Genomic DNA, 19559 nt, shown 5'->3' with positions numbered 1-19559 from the left:
TCACATGGCACGTGCTGTTGGAATCGACCTCGGTACGACGAACTCCGTCGTCAGCGTCCTCGAGGGTGGCGAGCCGAAGGTCATCGCCAATGCCGAAGGCTTCCGCACGACCCCGTCGGTCGTGGCCTTCACGAAAGACGGAGAGGTGCTCGTCGGCGAGACCGCGAAGCGCCAGGCCGTCACGAACGTCGACCGCACCATCGCGTCGGTCAAGCGCCACGTCGGCACCGACTGGACCTTCGACGTCGACGGCAAGAAGTGGACGCCGCAGGAGATCTCCGCGCGCATCCTCCAGAAGCTCAAGCGCGACGCCGAGTCGTACCTGGGTGACACCGTGACGGATGCCGTCATCACCGTTCCCGCGTACTTCAACGACGCCGAGCGTCAGGCCACGAAGGAGGCCGGCGAGATCTCGGGCCTCAACGTCCTGCGCATCATCAACGAGCCCACCGCCGCCGCGCTCGCCTACGGCCTCGACAAGGGCAAGGAGGACGAGCTCATCCTGGTCTTCGACCTCGGTGGCGGAACCTTCGACGTCTCCCTCCTCGAGGTGGGCAAGGACGACGACTTCTCGACCATCCAGGTGCGCTCCACCTCGGGTGACAACCGCCTCGGCGGCGACGACTGGGACCAGCGCCTCGTCGACCACCTGATCAAGCAGTTCAAGGAGACCACCGGCGTCGACGTCTCGGGTGACAAGATCGCCCTGCAGCGTCTCAAGGAGGCTGCGGAGCAGGCCAAGAAGGAGCTCTCCTCCTCGACCTCGACCAGCATCAACCTCCCGTACCTGTCGCTGACGGAGTCCGGCCCGGTGTCGCTGAGCGAGACCATCACCCGCGCCAAGTTCGAGGACCTCACCAAGGATCTCCTCGACCGCACCAAGAAGCCGTTCGAGGATGTCATCCGCGAGGCAGGCATCAAGGTCGCCGACATCGACCACATCGTCCTCGTGGGTGGATCGACCCGTATGCCCGCCGTCGCCGAGCTCGTCAAGCGCGAGACCGGCAAGGAGGCCAACAAGGGCGTCAACCCCGATGAGGTCGTCGCCGTCGGCGCCGCCCTGCAGGCCGGTGTCCTCAAGGGCGAGCGCAAGGACGTCCTCCTCATCGACGTCACGCCCCTCAGCCTCGGCATCGAGACCAAGGGCGGCATGATGACCAAGCTCATCGAGCGCAACACGGCCATCCCGACCAAGCGCAGCGAGACCTTCACCACGGCCGACGACAACCAGCCGTCCGTCGCGATCCAGGTCTTCCAGGGCGAGCGCGACTTCACCCGCGACAACAAGCCGCTCGGCACGTTCGAGCTCACCGGAATCGCCCCGGCTCCCCGCGGCATCCCGCAGATCGAGGTCACGTTCGACATCGACGCCAACGGCATCGTGCACGTGTCCGCGAAGGACAAGGGCACGGGCACCGAGAAGTCCATCGTCATCTCCGGCGGCTCCTCGCTGTCGAAGGAGGACATCGAGCGCATGGTCCGCGAGGCCGAGGAGCACGCCTCCGAGGACAAGGCCCGTCGCGAGGCCGCCGAGGTCCGCAACCAGGCCGAGACGCTCGCGTACTCGATCGACAAGCTGATCACCGAGAACGACGACAAGCTGCCCGAAGACGTGAAGACCGAGGTCAAGGCCGACGTCGACGCGCTCAAGACGGCGCTGGCCGGCGACGACGACGAGGCCGTGAAGACCGCGTTCGACAAGCTGAACCAGTCGCAGGGCAAGATCGGCGAGGCCATCTACGCACAGTCCCAGGCCGAGGGCGCCCCGAGCGCCGACGCCGCGGGCGAGGCTCCGGCCGATGACTCCTCCTCCGACGAGGACGTCATCGACGCCGAGGTCGTCGACGACGAGGACGAGAAGAAGTAATCATGACGGACAAGAACTTCGAAGGTGACGACGAGGTTCGCAGCGAGGGGTCGGATGCACACGCATCCGGCCCCGCGCCGCAGAACCCCGACTCGCGTGAGGCCGCGGCGGCCGAAGGATCCGACGAGACGCCGGTCGACGGCGCCCCCGACGACCTGACGGTCGACGACATCCTCGGCGCGACCCAGACCGGCGAGGCGGCGGCAGAGGATGCCGTGCTCGCCGACCTGGAGTCGACGCTCCTGAATGACCTCAAGCGTCTTCAGGCCGAGTACGCCAACTACCGACGCCGCACCGAGGAGCAGCGCCAGATCGAGAGCGAGCGCGCGAAGGGCGAGGCCGCCAAGGGTCTCATCCCCGTGCTCGACGACCTCGACCGCGCGGCCCAGCACGGTGATCTCGTCGAGGGCACGCCCTTCGCCGTGATCGCGGGCAAGGTGCGCGCCGTGGTCGAGCGGCTCGGCGTGGTCTCGTACGGCGAGAAGGGCGAGGAATTCGACCCTCAGCGCCATGAGGCCATCTTCCAGCAGCCCACCCCGGGCGCCGACAAGAGCACGGTGCTCGAGGTCGTCGAGGTGGGCTACCGCCTCGGTGACGTCGAGCTGCGTCCCGCGAAGGTCGTCGTCGCCGTACCTGCCGAGTAGGTGATCCATGGCTAGCCAGGACTGGTTCGACAAGGACTTCTACAAGACCCTCGGGGTCTCGAAGGATGTCAGCGACGCCGATCTCAAGAAGGCGTACCGCAAGCTCGCGCGCAAGTACCACCCCGACTCCAATCAGGGTGATGCGACCGCCGAGGCGAAGTTCAAGGAGGTCAGCGAGGCGTACTCGGTGCTCTCCGATGCCGAACAGCGCAAGGAGTACGACGAGATCCGCGCGATGGGCTCGGGCGCACGCTTCACCGCGGGCGGCTCGAGTGCGGGCGGCTTCGAAGACGTCTTCAGCCGGTTCGGGCAGCAGGGGCGCGGGCAGCAGCAGTCCGCCGACTTCGAGGACATCTTCGCGATGTTCAATCAGGGTCAGGGCGGTCCGTTCGGTTCCGGCCGTTTCGGGCAGACGTCGGGCGGATTCCGCGGCTTCGGCGGCCCCCAGAAGGGCGCCGACGTCACGGCACGCACCACGCTCGACTTCGCCACCGCCGTGCAGGGCGAGACGATCAGCCTGCAGGGCGACGACGGCAAGCCGTTCAAGGTGAAGATCCCCGCCGGTGTCGCCGACGGTCAGAAGATCCGGCTGCGCGGACGCGGCAGGCCCTCGCCGGACGGCGGGGAGAACGGCGATGTCGTCGTGCAGATCGCCGTGCGACCGCATCCGGTGTTCACCCGCGAGGGGCTCAACCTGCGCGTGGTCGTGCCGGTCACGTTCACCGAGGCGGCCCTCGGTGCGACGATCGAGGTGCCGACGCTCAGCGGCGACACCGTGAAGCTGCGCGTCGCGCCCGGCACCCCGTCGGGCCGCGTGCTGCGGGTCAAGGGACGCGGCGTCACGACGACGAAGGGCACGGGCGATCTGCTCGCCGAGCTGCAGATCGCGGTGCCCACGCACCTCGATGAGGCCGCTCGCGAGGCACTGGAGAAGTTCCAGTCCCTGGAGCCGTCCGAGAACCCGCGCGCCGAGCTCATGGCGAAGGCGCGCCGCTAGAAGATCATGCGGCGAGAAGATCATGACGAGCATCGCGAACACCGAGGCAGGAGGGATTCACCGTGACTGAACGACGTGTGGATGCCGACACCCCGGTGTTCGCGATCGCTGTCGCCGCCGAACTCGCGGGCATGCACCCGCAGACGCTGCGACAGTACGACCGCATCGGCCTCGTGGTGCCCGGTCGCACCTCCGGCGGCTCACGACGGTACTCCCGCCGCAACATCGAGCAGCTCCGCGAGGTCGCTCAACTGTCGTCGGAGGGAGTGAGTCTCCCCGCGATCGCGCGCGTGCTCGATCTGGAGGACGAGAACCGGATGCTGCAGCGACGGGTACTCGAGCTCGACGCGGCATTGCGCGCAGAGCGCGAGAACCGCCCGGGTGTCCGCGTGTTCGCGGCAGGATCCGCGGGCGTCATCCCGATGCCGGGGGGTCGCCGCCTGCGCAGGTCGACCGACGTCGTGCTCTGGCGCCCCGGCAGCGGCAGGGGCTGACAGCTCGCGGCTCGCAGAGTGCAGCCGGCACGCGTCGTCCATCCGCGCGCGGTATCGTTGCGACACGATGAGGATGACGCGTCGCACACTGCTGATCAGCGCCGGAGCCGGTGTTCTCGGGGTTCTTCTGGCCTCCTGCACGCCCGAACCGGCGCCGTCGCCCACGCCCGACCGCTCGCCGACGCCGCAGCCGACCACCGACACGATCACGCCGGCGGCTTTCGCACGCAGCACGTGGTCGACCGACGCGTTCGCACTCGGAGCGGCCAGCTTCACGCCCGTCGGGGTGCTCGCCGGCGCCCGCGACGCCCTGGCCGAACCGATCGACGAGCGCCTGTTCTTCGCGGGAGAGGCGACCGACGCAGAGGCGCCCGGCACCGTGGGGGCCGCGATCCGTTCGGGGGAGCGTGCGGCCGCACAGCTGCTGCGCGCCGCCGGTCGGAACGAGCGCGTGGCCGTCATCGGCGCGGGCCTCGCCGGGGCGACGGCGGCGTCGCTGCTCGTGGCCGACGGCCTCGAGGTGACCGTGTTCGAGGCGAGGGATCGCGTCGGCGGGCGCATCCAGTCCGTCGTGGACGACGAGGCCTGGCCGTTCCCTGCCCAGCTGGGGGGCTGGCTGCTCGGCGCGTCCGATGCCGCACTGATCGAGACGCTCGAGAAGCTCGACGTCCGTACGGCCCCGATCGCCGGATCCTGGTGGCGATCGGAGGAGGGCGACGTCGACGCGCCCCCGCTGGAGCCCGTCGAGTCCGCCATCACGGCCGCGCAGCAGGGGCTGACCGACTCGTCTCTCGAAGACGCGCTCACCGCCGCCGGAGTCGACGTCGAGGAACCGGGGCTCTCCGCGCTCCTCGCGGCGATCACCGCCTCTTCCGGCGCCGATGCCGACGAGCAGTCGACCTGGTTCCCGCCTGCCCTCCCCGCCGAGGGCGACGTGGCTCCTCTCGGCGACCTGACTCCGGTCTTCGACACCCTGCTCGAGGGCGCCCGGCTGAGCCTGTCGTCGCCCGTCGGCCGCGTCGCCTACGACGATGCGGGCGTCAGCCTCGGGATCGCATCCGGGGAATCCCTGTCGTTCGACCGTGTGCTGCTCACCGTGCCGCTCGGCGTGCTGCAGAGCGACGGCCTGCAGTTCGCCCCCGCCCTGCCGTTCGGGCATCGAGGGGCGATCGCCGACCTGGGCATGGGGCGCATCGAGACCGTCTGGCTGCGATTCGACGACCCCCTGGCGACGGCTGCGCCTCCCGGGGGCGCCGGGGATGCGGAAGGCGGAGAGGGCGCCGAGGGCACCGAAGGCGACGACGCGGATGCCGATGCGGCACCCACCGTCTGGCATGCGGTCGGCGGCGATGCGCTGATCCGCACCTGGGTGAATCTCCACCCGGCGACGGGGGAGAACGTCCTGGTCGGGATCGTCGGAGGCGACGCCGCGGGAGAGTTCGCCGAGCTCGATGATCAGAAGGCCCTGGAGGCGGCGATCTCGTCGCTCGCCCCGTTCCTCGCCACGACGCCCTGACCTCGTGATCCTGACCTCGCACGCCTGACCCCGCATGCGGCGAGCGGTGTGCGTCACACCTCGGGACGTTCGCCGCCGCGTCTGCGCATGCGGCTCACCAGCACGATCACCGTGGCGACGAGGGCGAAGATCGCGAGCGCGATGCCGCTGGTGAGGAGGAACTCCGGCGGACCCGACACCTGGCGCGGGTCGAGGAAGTAGTAGGGATACCACCCCACCGAGGGGCCGCGCCACAGGGTCACGCCGCCCCACGCGAGGGGGAATGCGAGCGCCGTCGGAACGACCCACCACGGCACGCCACGATGCCCCGGCGTGAGGACCCAGGCGAGCGCCGTGCACGCGGGCAGCCAGAAGTGCAGCACCTGATCCGACCAGGGCACGTCGACGCGGATGCCGCGCAGGCCCGCCTGCCAGACGATCAGCGCGAAGGCGAGCCCTGCGGTGATCGTCCAGGTGAGCACGAGGGCCAGCGACACGGTGAACCACCGCGGATCGGTCGCGCGCACGAAGGCGAGCACCGTGCCGGTCAGCAGAACCACCACGAGCGCGCAGTTGGACTGCACCGTCAGGTAGGCGAAGAAGTTCTCGCCGGCGATCGTGCGCGAGCTCAGTCCCCAGAAGAGGCGGTGTACGAGCGCGACCGTGCAAACGGTGGCTGTGACCAGGCGCAGCACGCCGAAGAGCGATCGTGCCCTCACCTTCGCCCCTGCCCCTTCCCGGCTGCGCCCATCGTGTGTCCGGACGCGATTCGCGCCATCCGGCGAGTCTACGGAAGGTGCCGGGCAGCGAGCGCGTCGCGCGCTGCGCACAGGAGAGGGAAAGGTCGGTTTCCTAGCGTGGACAGAAGGGATCCACCCTGCTCCGCGCCTGGCGCGCGGTGTCCTGCCACGAAGGAACCTCTCCTCATGACGAACACCACCGCCCCCTCCGCCGCCGCCTCGCTGGGACTTCTGGTCCTGCGCATCGTGGTCGGCGTCATCTTCGCCGCCCACGGCGCGCAGAAGGTCTTCGAGTACACGATTCCCGGCACCATCGGCAGCTTCGAGGGCATGGGCATCCCGTTCCCCGAGATCGCCGCGCCCCTGGTCGCGTTCGTCGAGCTCATCGGCGGCATCCTGCTCGCTCTCGGTCTCTTCACGCGCCCCGTCGGCGTCATCCTCGCGGTCGACATGATCGTGGCGCTGTTCGCCGTGCACCTGCCGGCCGGACTCTGGGTCGGCGAGGGCGGATACGAGTTCGTCGCGGTGCTCGGAGCCGCCGCCCTCGCGCTGGCTTTCAGCGGTGCGGGGCGCTTCTCGCTCGACGGCGCGTTCCTGCGCGGACGGGCGCCGGCCTGGCTCAGCTGACCGCGAGCGGTATCGCCGACAGGGAGCGCCGGAGGGCGCTCCCTGTTCGTGTGTATCCTGTCAACAGTTAACAGGAGGTCACCGTGACAGAGTCAGTGAAGCGCGGGGAGTCCCTCGGAGCGCAGGTCGCCCAGGTGCTGCGTCAGCGCATCGTCCGCGGGGAGCTCGCGCCCGGAGCCCGCATCACCGAGGAGGCGCTGGCCGAGGAGTTCTCGGTGAGTCGCGGTCCGATCCGCGATGCGCTCACGCAGCTGAGCTTCGAGAAGCTCGTTGAGGTGCAGCGCCCGCGCGGCGTCTACATCACCGGTCTGTCGCAGGATGACGTCGATCAGCTCTACAGTCTGCGCGGCGCTCTCGAGCAGCTCGCGCTCTCGCGGGCGATGCGGGTCGAGGACGACGAGCGCTGGGCCTCGATGACGGCGGCGGTCGAGCGGATGGGTGCGGCGGCCGACAGCGGGGACCATGCCGCCTTCGTCGCCGCGGACCTCGAGTTCCACTCCCAGATCTACGCGCTCGCCGACCACCCGCGCCTGCAGGGAGCATGGAGCCAGTACCTGCCGACCTTCACCGCACTCCTCGAGGTGACGATCAATCATGACGACGACCTGCACGAGTCGTCCGAGGATCATGTGCGACTGATGGACGTGATGCGCTCCGGGACGCCGAAGCAGGCGGCCGCCGTGCTGACCGCGCACCTCGACGGCGCTCGCGATCGGATGCTGAGCGAGCTCGCCGACCGCCCGGCCTGATCGGGATCGGACGTCGGTGAGTGTTGACTGTTAACAGTCAACACTGCTACGGTCAGAGGGTCGACAACAAGGTCGACCCACGTAGAGGAGCAAAGATGCCCCGCATGCGCATCACCCGGGCCGCCGCCGCGATCGCGGCCGTCGCCGCCACCGCCCTCGTCCTGTCGGCCTGCACCAAGGTCGAAGAGGGTGAGGATGCGGCATCCGCCTTTCCCGAGAACGACATCCGTCTGATCATCCAGGCGAACCCCGGCGGAGGTTCCGACCTGTCGTCGCGTGCGCTCGCCACCGAGCTCGAGGGGATCCTCGGCGTCAGCGTGATTCCCGAGAACATGCCCGGCGCGGCCGGCGCCCTGGCGATGGAGTACGTCGGTGCGCAGGACCCCGACGGCTACGTGATCGGATTCGCGCCGGTCGAGATCGCGATGCTGAACACCACCCAGAGCGCCAATGTGCTGCCGGAGGACTTCGATCTGCTCGGTCAGATCATGCTGGCTCCCGGCGTCATCACGGTCGGCGCGAACAGCGGCATCGAATCGCTCGAAGACCTCGTCGCCCAGGCGCAGTCCGGGGCCGTGACGGTCGCGAATTCGGGCGCCGGATCGATCTGGGAGGCGGCGACCATCGGCCTCGGCGACGCGACCGACGCGACGTTCTCGCCCGTGCCCTACGACGGCGGCGCGACGGCGGTCGCGGCCGCGGCATCCGGAGAGACCGTGGCCGCCGTGTCGGGCCTCGGCGAGGCACTGGCGCAGGGCGAGGCCGTGCGCATCCTGGCCGTCATGAACGACGAGCGCCACCCCGACGCGGAGGACGTGCCCACCGTCGACGAGGCCATCGGCGAAGACGTCGTCTTCGGCGGCTGGGGCGGCATCTACGCCCCCAAGGGCCTGCCCGACGACGTGAAGGGCGAGCTCGAGTCGGCCGTGAAGCAGGCGGTCGAGTCCGACGGGTACCAGACCTTCCAGAAGGACGCCGGCAACCTGGTGGTCTACCGCGACTCCGCGGAGTGGACCACGTTCGTGAACGAGCAGTTCGACCTCTTCAAGGACCTCCTGGGCTGACCGGCCCGGGAACGCGGGGCCGGGCTCATCTCCGGCCCCGCATCACCCCCGCCGCAGGTCGAACCAGGGAAGGAGCATCATGTCTCACGCCGACGTCACGAGCCCGGCCGTGCCGGACGAGCATCAGGGCGCCCCCGCGTCCCGGCCGCTCGAGATCGTCTTCGGGGTCGTCGCCCTCGCGTTCAGCGCCGGGTACCTCTTCCTCTCCACGCAGATCCCGCTGCGCCGCGAGGCCGCACCCGGTCAGATCGACGCCCGCTTCTGGCCGACGGTCATCGCGGTCACTGCCGTGGTCATCGCCCTCGCCGTGCTCGCGATGGCGCTCGCGCGCCCTGCCCCCGGTCGCGAGGACCTCGACCGTATCCAGCGCGGAGGGATGCTCCGCGTCATCGCCACCCTGGCGATCGCCGGCGTCTTCATCGCCGTCTGGTCGCTCGGAACCGTCATCCTGTTCGGCTATCGCATCGAGGTCTTCCCGGTCGCCGCCGCGCTGCTGATGGCCGCGCTCATGCTCCTCTACGGCCACCGCCGCTGGCTGAGCCTCATCATCTACTCCGTCTCCGTCACGGCGTTCGTCTACGTCGTGTTCGGCATGCTCCTGAGGATCCCGCTGTGAACGCGCTCATGGAGGGGCTGAACTCGCTCCTCGACATCTCGATCCTGCTCTACATGCTCGTGGGGCTCCTGCTCGGCTTCATGGTCGGCGCCTTCCCCGGCATCACGGCGACCATGGCCGTCGCCCTCGCCGCCGGCTTCACGATGACCCTCGAGCCCGTCCAGGGCCTCGCCGTGCTGCTCACGATCTACGTCGCCGCGAATTTCGGCGACCGGGTGCCGTCGATCCTCATCAACACCCCCGGCACCCCGGCGTCGATCGCCACGACACTCGACGGCTATCCGATGGCCAAGCAGGGCAGGGCGGGCCTCGCGCTGACGATCTCGGCGCTCGTCTCGGCCGTCGGCATCCTCGCCTCGCTCGTGCTCTTCGCCGTCGCCGCGGTGCCGATCGCGAGCTTCGCCCGCGACTACTTCAAATCGCCCGAGCTCTTCGCGCTGGTCGTCTTCGGCATCTCGATCATGATCGGCATCTCGTCGAAGTCGATGCTCAAGGGCATCCTCGCCGGTCTCTTCGGCCTCATGCTCGGTACCGTCGGCACCTACGCCGCGACCGCCGACCAGCGTTTCACGTTCGGTGTGCTGGAACTCGTCGAGGGCGTCAACTTCATCGCGGTGATCATCGGCCTGTTCGGCATCGCCGAGCTGTTCGACCAGCTGCTCACCCATCGCACGAGCAACGTGCGCCCGATCTCGAGCCTCGGCCGCTGGTGGCCGAACCGCTCGGAGCTGAAGCAGAGCGGCCGTGCGACCGCGGTCGGCGGTGCCGTCGGCCTCGGCGTCGGACTGATCCCCGCCGCCGGCGGCGACATCGCCGGGCTCATCGGCTGGGAGCGCGCACGCAAGGTGTCGAAGCACCCGGAGATGTTCGGCAAAGGATCGATCGAGGGCGTCGCCGCCTCCGACACGGCCTCCAGCGCCACACTCGGCGGGTCGCTCACGACCACGATGGCCCTCGGCATCCCCGGGGACTCGGTGATGGCCGTGATGATCGGCTCGATGATCATCTGGGGCATCACGCCCGGTCCGACGCTGTTCACCAACCGTCCCGACCTGGTGGTCTCGATCGTCGGGATCATGCTCGTCGCGACGCTGCTGTCGCTCGCCCTGAGCCTCGTGCGCATGAAGGGCATGGTGAAGCTGCTCGACGTGCCCCAGCCGTACCTGTGGAGCGGCATCCTGATCTTCTGCATCATCGGCACGTACGCCACCTCGAACAGCCTGTCGACCGTCGTCACGATGCTCGTGTTCGGCGTCATCGGGGTGATGCTGAAGCGGATGCAGGTGCCGGCCGGGCCCATCGTGCTCGGTCTGCTGCTCGGCCCGCTGGCCGAGGAGAACCTGGCCAGGACCCTGGCGATCCTGCCGACGCGTCCGTTCTTCGAGGTCGTCAGCCCGATCGCGCTCGTGCTGCTCGCGCTCGCCGTGCTCTCGATCGTGATGCCCGCGATCCGTGCCGCGCGCTCGCCGCGCGGTGAGCGCGCGTCGCTCGAGGACTCGATCCTCTCCGCATCGACGGTCGAGCAGATCGAGAAGGCCCATGGCGAGCTCGCCGCGGACCCCGACCTGCTCACCTCGACCGTCCGCAACGTCGACACCTCATCCCGTGCGAGCCGCAGGGCGCGCAAGAACTCCAAGGAGAACGAGAAGTGACCCGCTACGACATCGTGACCGCCGTTCCCACGGCGTTCCACCGCGACGGCAGCCTCGACCTGGAAGGCTCGCGTGCGATCTTCCGCTTCGTCGGGCAGTCGGGCAACGAGGGCGCGTTCGTGCTCGGCACCACGGGGGAGTTCCCCGCCGTCGACGTCGCGGAGTTCACCGCGCTCGTGGGTGCGGCCGTCGAGGAGCTCGCCGACAAGATGCGCGTGATCGTGCACGTCGGCCAGCCCAGCACCTTCGAGGCCGTGCGTCTCGTCGAGATCGCCAAGGGACTCGGCGCGACGGAGTTCGCCGCGCTCACCCCGTACTACCTGAAGTCGACCGAAGACGCGATCTTCGATTACTACCGAGCGGTGTCGGATGCCGTCGGCGACGGGCGCCTCTACGTCTACATCTACCCCGCGCGCAGCGGCAACACCGTCTCGCCCGATCTGCTCGTGCGACTCTCGGCGCTGCCGAACGTGGTGGGAGCGAAGCTCAGCGAGCTGTCGCTCGACGAGATCGCCGCGTACCGCGCCGTGGTTCCCGCCGACTTCGACCTCTACACCGGTGCCGACCGCGACCTGATCGCTGCGGTGCAGGTGGGCGCGCAGGGCGTCGTCTCGGGTGTCTCGTCGGTCACCCCGAAGCCGTTCCGCGCTCTCGCGGATGCCGGTCGCTCGGGCGATGCCGGCGCGATCGCCGCGGCCCAGGCCGCCGTCGACGACGTCGTGTCGCTGATCGGCGGGGACATGGCCCGCATGAAGGAGGCGTACCGCGTGCTCGACGTGGTCGACACGCACTGCCGCATGGCGATCGCCGAGCCGTCGGACGACGAGCGCACCGCCGTCGCCGAGGTGGTCGCCGCGAACCGGTAGCGATTCTCACAGCCGGTTCGGGGAGGATGGATCCATGCCCGCGAACCCGCATGACTCCCGGCCCTGGCTCGACTCGTATGCGGAGGGTGTGCCCGCCGAGATCGACGCACCGACGCAGACGCTGTCCGAGATGATCTCGGCGAGCGTCGCGACGTACGGTCGGCGGCCGGCCCTGGAGTTCTTCGGCGCGGTCACCACCTATCGGGAGCTCGGAGATCAGATCCTGCGCGCGGCCGAGGGGCTGAAGCGCCTGGGGGTGAGCCGAGGCGACCGTGTCGCGCTGGTGCTGCCCAACTGCCCGCAGCACGTCGTCGCGTTCTACGCCGCGCTGCGACTCGGCGCGGTGGTCGTCGAGCACAATCCGCTGTACACCGCGCGGGAGCTGCGCCACCAGTTCGAGGACCACGGCGCCAAGGTGGCGATCGTCTGGGACAAGACCGTCGACACGATCGCCGAATTCCCGTCGGACCTGCGGGTCGAGCACATCGTCAGCGTCGACCTGACCGAGGCCATGCCCGCCGCGCAGCGCATGCTGCTGAGGCTGCCGATCCCGAAGGCGCGCGCCGCCCGCGCCAAGCTCACCGCCACCCCGAAGACGCGAAGGGCGCTCGCCTGGAAGAAGCTGGTCGACCACCGACCGCTCTCCCGCAAAATCGACGGTCCCACCCTCGATGACACGGCGCTGCTGCAGTACACCAGCGGCACGACCGGCATCCCCAAGGGAGCGATCCTCACGCACGCGAACCTGCGGGCGAACGCGATGCAGGGACGCGCGTGGGTGCCGGGCCTGGTCGACGGTGAAGAGACCTTCTACGGGGTGCTGCCGCTGTTCCACGCCTACGGCATGACGCTCTGCCTGACCTTCGCCATGAGCATCGGGGCGAAGCTGGTGCTCTTCCCGACGTTCGACCTCGGGCTCGTCACGAAGGCGGCGCGCACGAGTCCGCCGACGTTCCTGCCCGCCGTGCCGCCGATCTACGACCAGCTCGCCCGTGCCGCAGCGCGCGGCACGATCGACCTGTCGACGGTGCGATTCGCGATCTCCGGGGCGATGAGCCTGCCGGTGGCGACGGTGCAGAAATGGGAGGAGGCGACCGGCGGACTCCTGGTCGAGGGCTACGGCATGACCGAGAGCTCGCCCGTCGCACTCGGCAATCCGATCGGCCCCAGCCGGCGCCCCGGCACCGTCGGGGTGCCGTTCCCCAGCACCGAGATCCGCATCGTCGATCCCGCCGACACCGACATCGACATGCCTGCGGGCGAACGCGGCGAGCTGCTGCTGCGCGGTCCCCAGGTCTTCCAGGGGTACTGGCGGCGTCCCGGCGACACCGCCGATGTGCTGCTCGCCGACGGATGGCTGCGCACCGGTGACATCGCCGAGGTCTCGGTCGACGGGTTCGTCACGATCGTCGACCGCCTCAAGGAGCTCATCATCACCGGCGGCTTCAATGTCTCGCCCACCGAGGTCGAGGATGCACTCGAGGCGCACCCCGATGTGGTCGCCGCAGCGGTGGTCGGCCTGCCCCGCGCGAGCGGGGGCGAGGAGGTGGCCGCCGCCGTGGTGCTGCGCGACGGCGCGACGCTCGATGCGGGGGCGCTGCGCGACTTCTGCCGCACCAGGCTCACCCCCTACAAGGTGCCCAAGCGCGTGGTCGCGGTCGACGAGCTGCCACGGTCGCTCATCGGCAAGGTGCTGCGTCGTCAGGTGCGCGATCGGATGCTCGACGACTGACACGGGCGTTCCGACGGCGGGGTCGCCGGCGGACCGATCCCCGCGCGAGGGCTGGTTTTCTGAAATCGATTTCGCTAGGTTCGGTGCACAGCAACGCTGATCGAGGAGGATCATGCACAGTGTCGCACCGACCCCCGTCTCCACCCGCCCGACCGCCCGTACGCGCCGACGCCGTCTCGCCGCGGCATCCTTCGCGGCCGTCCTCGTCCTCACCGGATGCGCCGGTGCCGGGGGAGGGGAGCAGGCGGTGAGCATCGACCCGGATCCCGACCGTCCCTTCGTGCTGAAGGGGGTGTCGAACCTCACCGAGATCGCGCAGCTCACCGGCCCCGACGCCATGAACGACACCGCCGCGGTCGCGGTCGCCGGCACGGATCTCGGCTCGATGGTGAACCTCGGCGACCGCACGTTCTTCCTCTTCGGCGACACGTTCGGCGAGCGGGATCCCGAGTCGATCGGCGGTCAGGGCGGATTCTGGCGATCGAACGTCGCCGCATGGACCACCGACGACGACCCCTCCGACGGCATCGACTTCGAGGGCTGGGTGGAAGACGACATCGGCCTCGCCGCCGCACTCGTGGAGGGCGATCACGACGCGAACGGCGCCGACGGCGAGGTGACGAAGATCCCCACGTACGGCTTCACGGTCGGCGAGACGATGTACGTGTCGTACATGTCGGTGCGGTTCTGGGGCGAGCCGGGGGCCTGGGATGCCAACCACGCGGCGCTCATCGTCTCGCGGGACGGCGGCGAGAGCTGGCAGCCCGTCGAGGGTGTCGAGTGGCCGGGAGACTCGAACTTCGTGCAGGTGGCGACCGCGCGGGTGAGCGAGGGCGGCACCGACTGGATCTACTTCTGGTCCATCCCGTCGGGACGTTTCGGCAGCGTGCAGCTGATGCGCGTGGAAGCCACGGAGGATGCGGTCGAGGACCAGTCCGCGTACTCGTACTTCGCCGGCACGGATGGGGAGACGCCTCGGTGGAGTTCCGACATGGACGACGCTGAGACCGTCGTCGAGGGCACGATCGGCGAGCTCTCGGTGATGTGGTCGACCTATCTGGAGCGGTGGATCATGACGTATTCGGATGCCGGGAATGCCTACATCCGCGAGGGCATCACGCCCTGGGGGCCGTGGGGCGAGCCGCTGGAGCTGGTGTCCGGCGGCGACTACGAGGGGCTGTACTCGCCCTACCTGAATCCGCGGTACGTCACCGAGGACGGGCGTCGCATCCACTTCACCCTCTCGCTGTGGGGGCCGTACAACGTGTTCTGGTTCTCGGCCGATCTGGACCGCGTCGACTGAGGATGCTCCACGAGATCGCCTGCGGATTCGCTTGCGCATGAAATCGATTTCGCCTACTCTGGCGCATACCCGGTCACCGATGATCGTCAGGTTCGGCCGGAGCCCGCCGGCGACAGCCGGACACACAGCAGCGACTCGATGAGGAGTCCGTTCCTGAGGAGGAACCATGAGAATCACCCCACGCACGCGCAGGGCGGCGGTCGCCGCAGTCGGTGCTCTCACCGTCGGAGCGATGCTCGCCGGCTGCGGGTCCGGAACCCCGGGCGAGTCCGCCGGGGGCGACGGCGCAGAGGCCGGCGTCACCACGATCCAGTTCTGGCACCGCAACTTCACGCCGGTCGAGAACGAGTGGTACGAGGGCATCATCAAGAAGTTCAACGACTCCCAGGACGAGATCAAGGTCGTCGGCACCCAGGTGCCCGGTGACGCGTGGGATCAGAAGATGAAGGCCGCGCAGGCGGCGGGCAAGGCGCCCGACATCTACACCCACCCGGGCAGCATCCAGGATGCCGTGAACGCCGGACAGCTGCACGAGCTCGACGGCATCGTCCCCGACGACGCCCTGGCGGAGATCTCGGATGCCGCCAAGCCGGTGTCGGAGATCGACGGCACGTACTACGCGTACCCCCTTCTGCTCGAGCCGCAGGCCGTGCTGTTCTGGAACACGGACATGCTCGACGCCGCGGGCGTCGATGCCGACCAGGGCCCCACCACCTGGGACGAGCTGCTGGACGCGTGCGCCAAGATCCAGCCCACCCTCGGCGACGGGCAGTACTGCATCTCACCCGCGCAGGACGCCGCGACCTTCGCCTGGTCGACCGTCGGGCAGCAGTACAACTTCGCGGGGCACACCGCACTGAACGACGACTGGACCGGGCCGAACATCGACGACGACGGCTACCGCGACATGATGGCGCAGTACAAGACGCTGTGGGACAAGGGCTACATGCCCAAGCAGCCGCTCGCCGACTACGGCGGAGGCAAGGACTTCGGCGAGCAGAAGGTCGCCTTCAAGGTGTCAGGTTCGTGGATGCTGTCGGAGATCGGCTCGGACTACCCCGACGTGCTCGACAAGACGGGTATCGGCGCGATGGTGAGCTCGAGCGACGCCGACGGCCGTACCTCGACGACTCTCGGCAACTTCAAGTGGGTCATCGACGCGAAGACCAAGAACGCCGAGGCCGCGGGCACGTTCCTCTCCTGGGCCATCGCCGGGGATCCCGAGAACCTCGTGCCGTTCTTCGTCGACACGCAGTTCACCAAGGCGCCGGTGCGCCAGTCCGTGCAGGATGCCGTCGCCGCCGACCCCGCGGCGGCCGACGCCCCGTGGTCGTCGATCATCACCGAGGACATCGCACCGAACGCGATCCCCGAGCCCACCTACCCGTGGGATGTGTCGCTCGCGGTCGGCACCGCTTTCGAGTCGGTCATGAAGGGCTCCGCATCGCCGGATGCCGCGATCGACACCGCCGACAAGGCGATCCAGACGGTCATCGACCGCGAGGGTCTCGCCGACAAGGCACCCAGCCAGTAGCCCGTGCCGTTCCGGGGGTCGGCGTGCGCGCCGGCCCCCGGACTCACGCAGTGGACGAGGACAGCGACAGAACGGGTGGAGTGAACGATGGTCAGTGCAGTCTCGACGGAGCGGCGGGCGGTGAGACACCGCGCGGATGCCAGGAAGTACCGTGACACGAAGGTCGCGTACCTCTTCCTCCTGCCGGTGGTCGCCCTTCTCGGCATCTTCGTGGTCTGGCCGGCGATCTACGCCGGATTCCTCTCCTTTCAGAACTGGAGCTTCTACAAGGACCCGGAGTTCGTCGGGTTCCGCAACTTCACCGCCGTCCTGAGCGATCCGCTGTTCTGGGCGTCGGTCGGACGCGGGTTCGCGTTCGTGGCGATGACCGTGCCGCCCATGCTGCTGCTGGCGTTCTTCTTCGCGAGCCTCGTCGTGAGCGTGTCGCGCCGCTTCGCCGGCATCCTCAAGGTCAGCATCTACATCCCGACGATCATCTCGTCGGTCATCACCTCGATCGTCTTCGTGCTGATGTACGACTACTCGGGCGGACTCCTCAACTGGTTCCTCGGCATCTTCGGCATCGATCCGATCGCGTGGATCGGCGACCCGGCGTGGGCGCTGCTCGCGATCGCCATTCCCGCGATCTGGCTGGGCATGGGGCTGACCTCGCTCATCATGGTCGCCGCGATGGTCGACATCCCCACCGAGTACTACGAGGCGGCGGCGATGGAGGGCGCGAACTGGTGGCAGAAGACGGCGTACATCACCCTGCCGCAGATGAAGAACATCATCCTGTACCTGCTGATCACCGGGTTCGTCGCCGCGATCCAGCAGTTCGAGCTGCCGCTCGTGATGACCGGCGGCGGGCCGCTGGACTCGACCACCCTGCCGAACCTGTTCATCTTCAACCACTTCCGCAACGACATCAACGTCGGCTACTCGATCGCCGCCGCGCTGGTCATGTTCGTCGTGCTCGGCACGGTGTCGGCGATCGTCTTCAAATTCGTCAACTCCGAGAGGCTGGTGGACTGATGGTCACCATCGCGCCGCAGGACACCACGCGCGCCATCGTGCTCGCCGGCACCGAGCCGTCGCGTCGATCGCACCTGCCGAAGACCCCGGGCTCGTGGATCGCCGTGATCGCCAAACTGCTCGCCGGGGCCGTGTTCCTCGTGGCGGCGCTGTTCCCGCTCGCCTGGATGGTCATCGCCGGTTTCAAGTCGAAGACCGAGGTCATCCAGACCCCGTTCCAGTTCTTCCCCGAGGTGTGGCGCTGGGAGAACTACGCCCAGATCCTCGCCGACCCGACCTTCACCCGCATGATGCTGTGGACGTTCGGCGGAGCGGTGCTCTTCACCTTCCTGAGCCTCACGATCAACTCGCTCGCGGCCTACGCGTTCGCCCGGCTCGACTTCCGGTTCCAGCGGACGATCTGGGTCATCGTCATCACGACGATGTTCATCCCCGGCATGACGATCCTGCTGACGAGCTTCATCGTCGTCACCCGGCTGTCGATGCTCGACACGCTGGCCGTGCTCGTGCTGCCGGGAGCCGCGAGCGCCGGCACGGTGTTCTTCATCCGGCAGTTCTACCTGAACATCCCGGCCAGCCTCGAGGAGGCGGCGATGCTCGACGGATGCGGTCGCTTCGCCATCTTCGTGCGCATCTTCCTGCCGCTGTCGAAGCCGCCGTTCGTGGTCATGGGCATCACCTCGTTCCTCGCGTACTGGAACTCCTACGTCTGGCCGATCCTGACGATCACCACCCCCGAGCGGTTCGTGGTGCAGCAGTTCCTCGCGACGTTCCGCTCGGAGCGCACCAGCGAGCTCGGGCTGCTCATGGCGGGCTCGGTGCTCGCCGCCGCGCCCGTGATGATCCTGTTCCTCATCTTCCAGCGCCAGATCATCGGCAACATCAAGATGGCCGGACTCAAGTAGGCCCGGCCGACAGAGAGCGACACCCACACGGACAGAGGTCGACGATGACCGAACAGCACACACCTCCGCTCCTCACCCGCCGCGGAATCCTGCAGGGAGCGCTCGCGCTCGGCGCCGGGATGCTGGCCGCACCCGCCGTCGGCATCGGTGCCGCCGCCCCGGCATCCGCCGCAGGCCCGCTCACGGTGTCGAGGATCAGGGTGCTCGCCGGCACGCAGAGTCCGGTGCGGTAGGGAATCGGGGCGACCGACCTCGGCATCCCTGCCCGCACTCCCGATGGGCGGATGCTGTTCATGTTCGGCGACACCTGGGCCGACGGCGTGGGAGGTGCGAACTGGCGCTCGCCGGTCGCGCTGTACTCGTCGACCACGAATCTCAACGCCGGGGTGACGTTCGACGGTGCCGCCGGGGCGGGCGCGAACACCCAGGGCACCGCTCCCCAGCTCTGGTACTACCCGCACGATGCGTACTTCACCACGGTGATCCCCTCGGACGTGATCACGATCGGATCGCGCATGTACCTGCATGCGATCGTGAACGGGCCGCAGTTCGGCGCCGTCCGCTGGACGGAACTGTGGAAGTCGGACGACAACGGTGCCACCTGGCAGCACACCGGGCTGCAGTTCCCCGCCGACATGGCCGGCGGCAAGTTCCAGTGCATCACCTGGGGTCTGGGCAGCGACGGCTACGTGTACATCTACGGCACCGGGTTCCAGCGCGACAAGGGCATCGTGCTCTACCGGGTGTCGTCGACCAACATGACGACGCTCTCGGCATACCAGCCGTGGGGTTTCGCGAACGGCTCGTGGGGATGGGGCAAGCCGGTCACGGAGGTGCTCTCCGGCGGGTTCGGCGAGATGTGCCTGCGACCGCTCGGCGGCAAGTGGATCCTCACCTGGTTCAACGCCCCGGCGTACCGGATCGACGCGATGGTGCTGAACACCCCGACCGACAACCTGTACACCGCCACCAAGACGACGCTGCTGTACGGCAGCGAGTGGGGGCAGGAAGACGCCTCGCACGTGGCGCAGCTGTACGGCGGGTACATCATCCCCGGGTCGACGCTGTCGGATCTGCACCTCAGCGTCAGCCAGTGGAAGACCGCCGACAACAGCGTGTACCACTCCGAGCAGTTCCGCGTGCAGGGGCTCGTCTAGGATTTGGGGTGCCGGGAGGCGTGCCGCGGCCCCCGAGAACCTTTTTCCGTCGATCCTTCGGCCTGCCTGGACCGCGATGGCGGCATCTGTTTCAATGCAGAAT

The 19559-nt window shown here is 68.6% G+C and carries 19 protein-coding genes; 18 read left to right on the top strand and 1 reads right to left on the bottom strand.

Annotated features, from left to right (window positions below; translation table 11 throughout):
• Positions 1 to 4: 4 nt before the first annotated feature.
• From dnaK to DXT68_RS15715, 5 genes are all read left to right on the top strand, one after another.
• Positions 5 to 1867 (top strand): molecular chaperone DnaK, encoded by a 1863-nt coding sequence (dnaK, locus tag DXT68_RS15735; protein ID WP_045252886.1) that lies wholly within the window; start codon positions 5 to 7, stop codon positions 1865 to 1867.
• A 2-nt stretch (positions 1868 to 1869) separates the two neighbouring features.
• Positions 1870 to 2511: a nucleotide exchange factor GrpE gene (locus DXT68_RS15730; protein ID WP_045252887.1), complete on the top strand. Its 642-nt coding sequence runs from the start codon at positions 1870 to 1872 to the stop codon at positions 2509 to 2511.
• Between the two features lie 7 nt (positions 2512 to 2518).
• Positions 2519 to 3508 carry a DnaJ C-terminal domain-containing protein gene (locus tag DXT68_RS15725; protein WP_045252888.1) on the top strand — a complete coding sequence of 330 codons (990 nt, stop codon included), beginning with the start codon at positions 2519 to 2521 and terminating at the stop codon, positions 3506 to 3508.
• 62 nt (positions 3509 to 3570) lie between these two features.
• Entirely contained in the window at positions 3571 to 4002 is a 432-nt protein-coding gene (locus DXT68_RS15720; RefSeq protein WP_115760518.1) for a heat shock protein transcriptional repressor HspR, read from the top strand.
• 73 nt (positions 4003 to 4075) lie between these two features.
• A complete protein-coding gene (locus DXT68_RS15715; protein ID WP_244268104.1) occupies positions 4076 to 5518 on the top strand; it encodes a flavin monoamine oxidase family protein in 1443 nt (480 codons plus the stop codon).
• Between the two features lie 53 nt (positions 5519 to 5571).
• Here DXT68_RS15715 and DXT68_RS15710 read toward each other — a convergent pair whose 3' ends face one another.
• Positions 5572 to 6216 (bottom strand): Pr6Pr family membrane protein, encoded by a 645-nt coding sequence (locus DXT68_RS15710; RefSeq protein ID WP_052677598.1) that lies wholly within the window; start codon positions 6214 to 6216, stop codon positions 5572 to 5574.
• Positions 6217 to 6423: 207 nt separating this feature from the next.
• Here DXT68_RS15710 and DXT68_RS15705 point away from each other — a divergent pair, with 207 nt between their 5' ends.
• The 13 genes from DXT68_RS15705 to DXT68_RS15650 all read left to right on the top strand — a co-directional run bounded on the left by DXT68_RS15705 (position 6424) and on the right by DXT68_RS15650 (position 19456).
• Positions 6424 to 6864 carry a DoxX family protein gene (locus DXT68_RS15705; RefSeq protein ID WP_045252891.1) on the top strand — a complete coding sequence of 147 codons (441 nt, stop codon included), beginning with the start codon at positions 6424 to 6426 and terminating at the stop codon, positions 6862 to 6864.
• An 83-nt stretch (positions 6865 to 6947) separates the two neighbouring features.
• Complete coding sequence (locus tag DXT68_RS15700) at positions 6948 to 7613, top strand: GntR family transcriptional regulator (protein ID WP_045252892.1); 666 nt, start codon at positions 6948 to 6950, stop codon at positions 7611 to 7613.
• 104 nt (positions 7614 to 7717) lie between these two features.
• A complete protein-coding gene (locus DXT68_RS15695; protein WP_244268105.1) occupies positions 7718 to 8677 on the top strand; it encodes a tripartite tricarboxylate transporter substrate binding protein in 960 nt (319 codons plus the stop codon).
• A gap of 79 nt (positions 8678 to 8756) precedes the next feature.
• The gene (locus DXT68_RS15690) at positions 8757 to 9293 is read left to right on the top strand and encodes a tripartite tricarboxylate transporter TctB family protein (RefSeq protein ID WP_045252894.1); all 537 of its coding nucleotides are present in this window, start codon (positions 8757 to 8759) and stop codon (positions 9291 to 9293) included.
• Positions 9290 to 10945 carry a tripartite tricarboxylate transporter permease gene (locus DXT68_RS15685; protein WP_045252895.1) on the top strand — a complete coding sequence of 552 codons (1656 nt, stop codon included), beginning with the start codon at positions 9290 to 9292 and terminating at the stop codon, positions 10943 to 10945. Before DXT68_RS15690 ends, DXT68_RS15685 begins: the two co-directional genes overlap by 4 nt.
• On the top strand, positions 10942 to 11811 hold the full coding sequence (locus DXT68_RS15680) for a dihydrodipicolinate synthase family protein (RefSeq protein WP_045252896.1): 870 nt from the start codon (positions 10942 to 10944) through the stop codon (positions 11809 to 11811). Before DXT68_RS15685 ends, DXT68_RS15680 begins: the two co-directional genes overlap by 4 nt.
• A gap of 34 nt (positions 11812 to 11845) precedes the next feature.
• Entirely contained in the window at positions 11846 to 13543 is a 1698-nt protein-coding gene (locus DXT68_RS15675; protein WP_045252897.1) for a long-chain-fatty-acid--CoA ligase, read from the top strand.
• Between the two features lie 112 nt (positions 13544 to 13655).
• Positions 13656 to 14846 (top strand): glycoside hydrolase family 183 protein, encoded by a 1191-nt coding sequence (locus tag DXT68_RS15670; protein ID WP_045252898.1) that lies wholly within the window; start codon positions 13656 to 13658, stop codon positions 14844 to 14846.
• Between the two features lie 166 nt (positions 14847 to 15012).
• On the top strand, positions 15013 to 16380 hold the full coding sequence (locus DXT68_RS15665) for an ABC transporter substrate-binding protein (RefSeq protein WP_045252899.1): 1368 nt from the start codon (positions 15013 to 15015) through the stop codon (positions 16378 to 16380).
• An 87-nt stretch (positions 16381 to 16467) separates the two neighbouring features.
• Positions 16468 to 17394, top strand: coding sequence for a carbohydrate ABC transporter permease (locus DXT68_RS15660; RefSeq protein ID WP_045252900.1), 927 nt, complete (start codon positions 16468 to 16470; stop codon positions 17392 to 17394).
• On the top strand, positions 17394 to 18299 hold the full coding sequence (locus DXT68_RS15655; protein WP_045252901.1) for a carbohydrate ABC transporter permease: 906 nt from the start codon (positions 17394 to 17396) through the stop codon (positions 18297 to 18299). The genes DXT68_RS15660 and DXT68_RS15655 overlap by 1 nt, the downstream gene beginning before the upstream one ends.
• A gap of 44 nt (positions 18300 to 18343) precedes the next feature.
• Entirely contained in the window at positions 18344 to 18532 is a 189-nt protein-coding gene (locus tag DXT68_RS17160) for a hypothetical protein (RefSeq protein WP_208856507.1), read from the top strand.
• A 3-nt stretch (positions 18533 to 18535) separates the two neighbouring features.
• Positions 18536 to 19456 (top strand): glycoside hydrolase family 183 protein, encoded by a 921-nt coding sequence (locus DXT68_RS15650; protein ID WP_208856508.1) that lies wholly within the window; start codon positions 18536 to 18538, stop codon positions 19454 to 19456.
• Positions 19457 to 19559: the final 103 nt, after the last annotated feature.

This window comes from Microbacterium foliorum (assembly GCF_003367705.1).
Taxonomy (GTDB): Bacteria; Actinomycetota; Actinomycetes; order Actinomycetales; family Microbacteriaceae; genus Microbacterium; species Microbacterium foliorum.
This window is presented reverse-complemented; position numbering and strand designations above follow the sequence as displayed.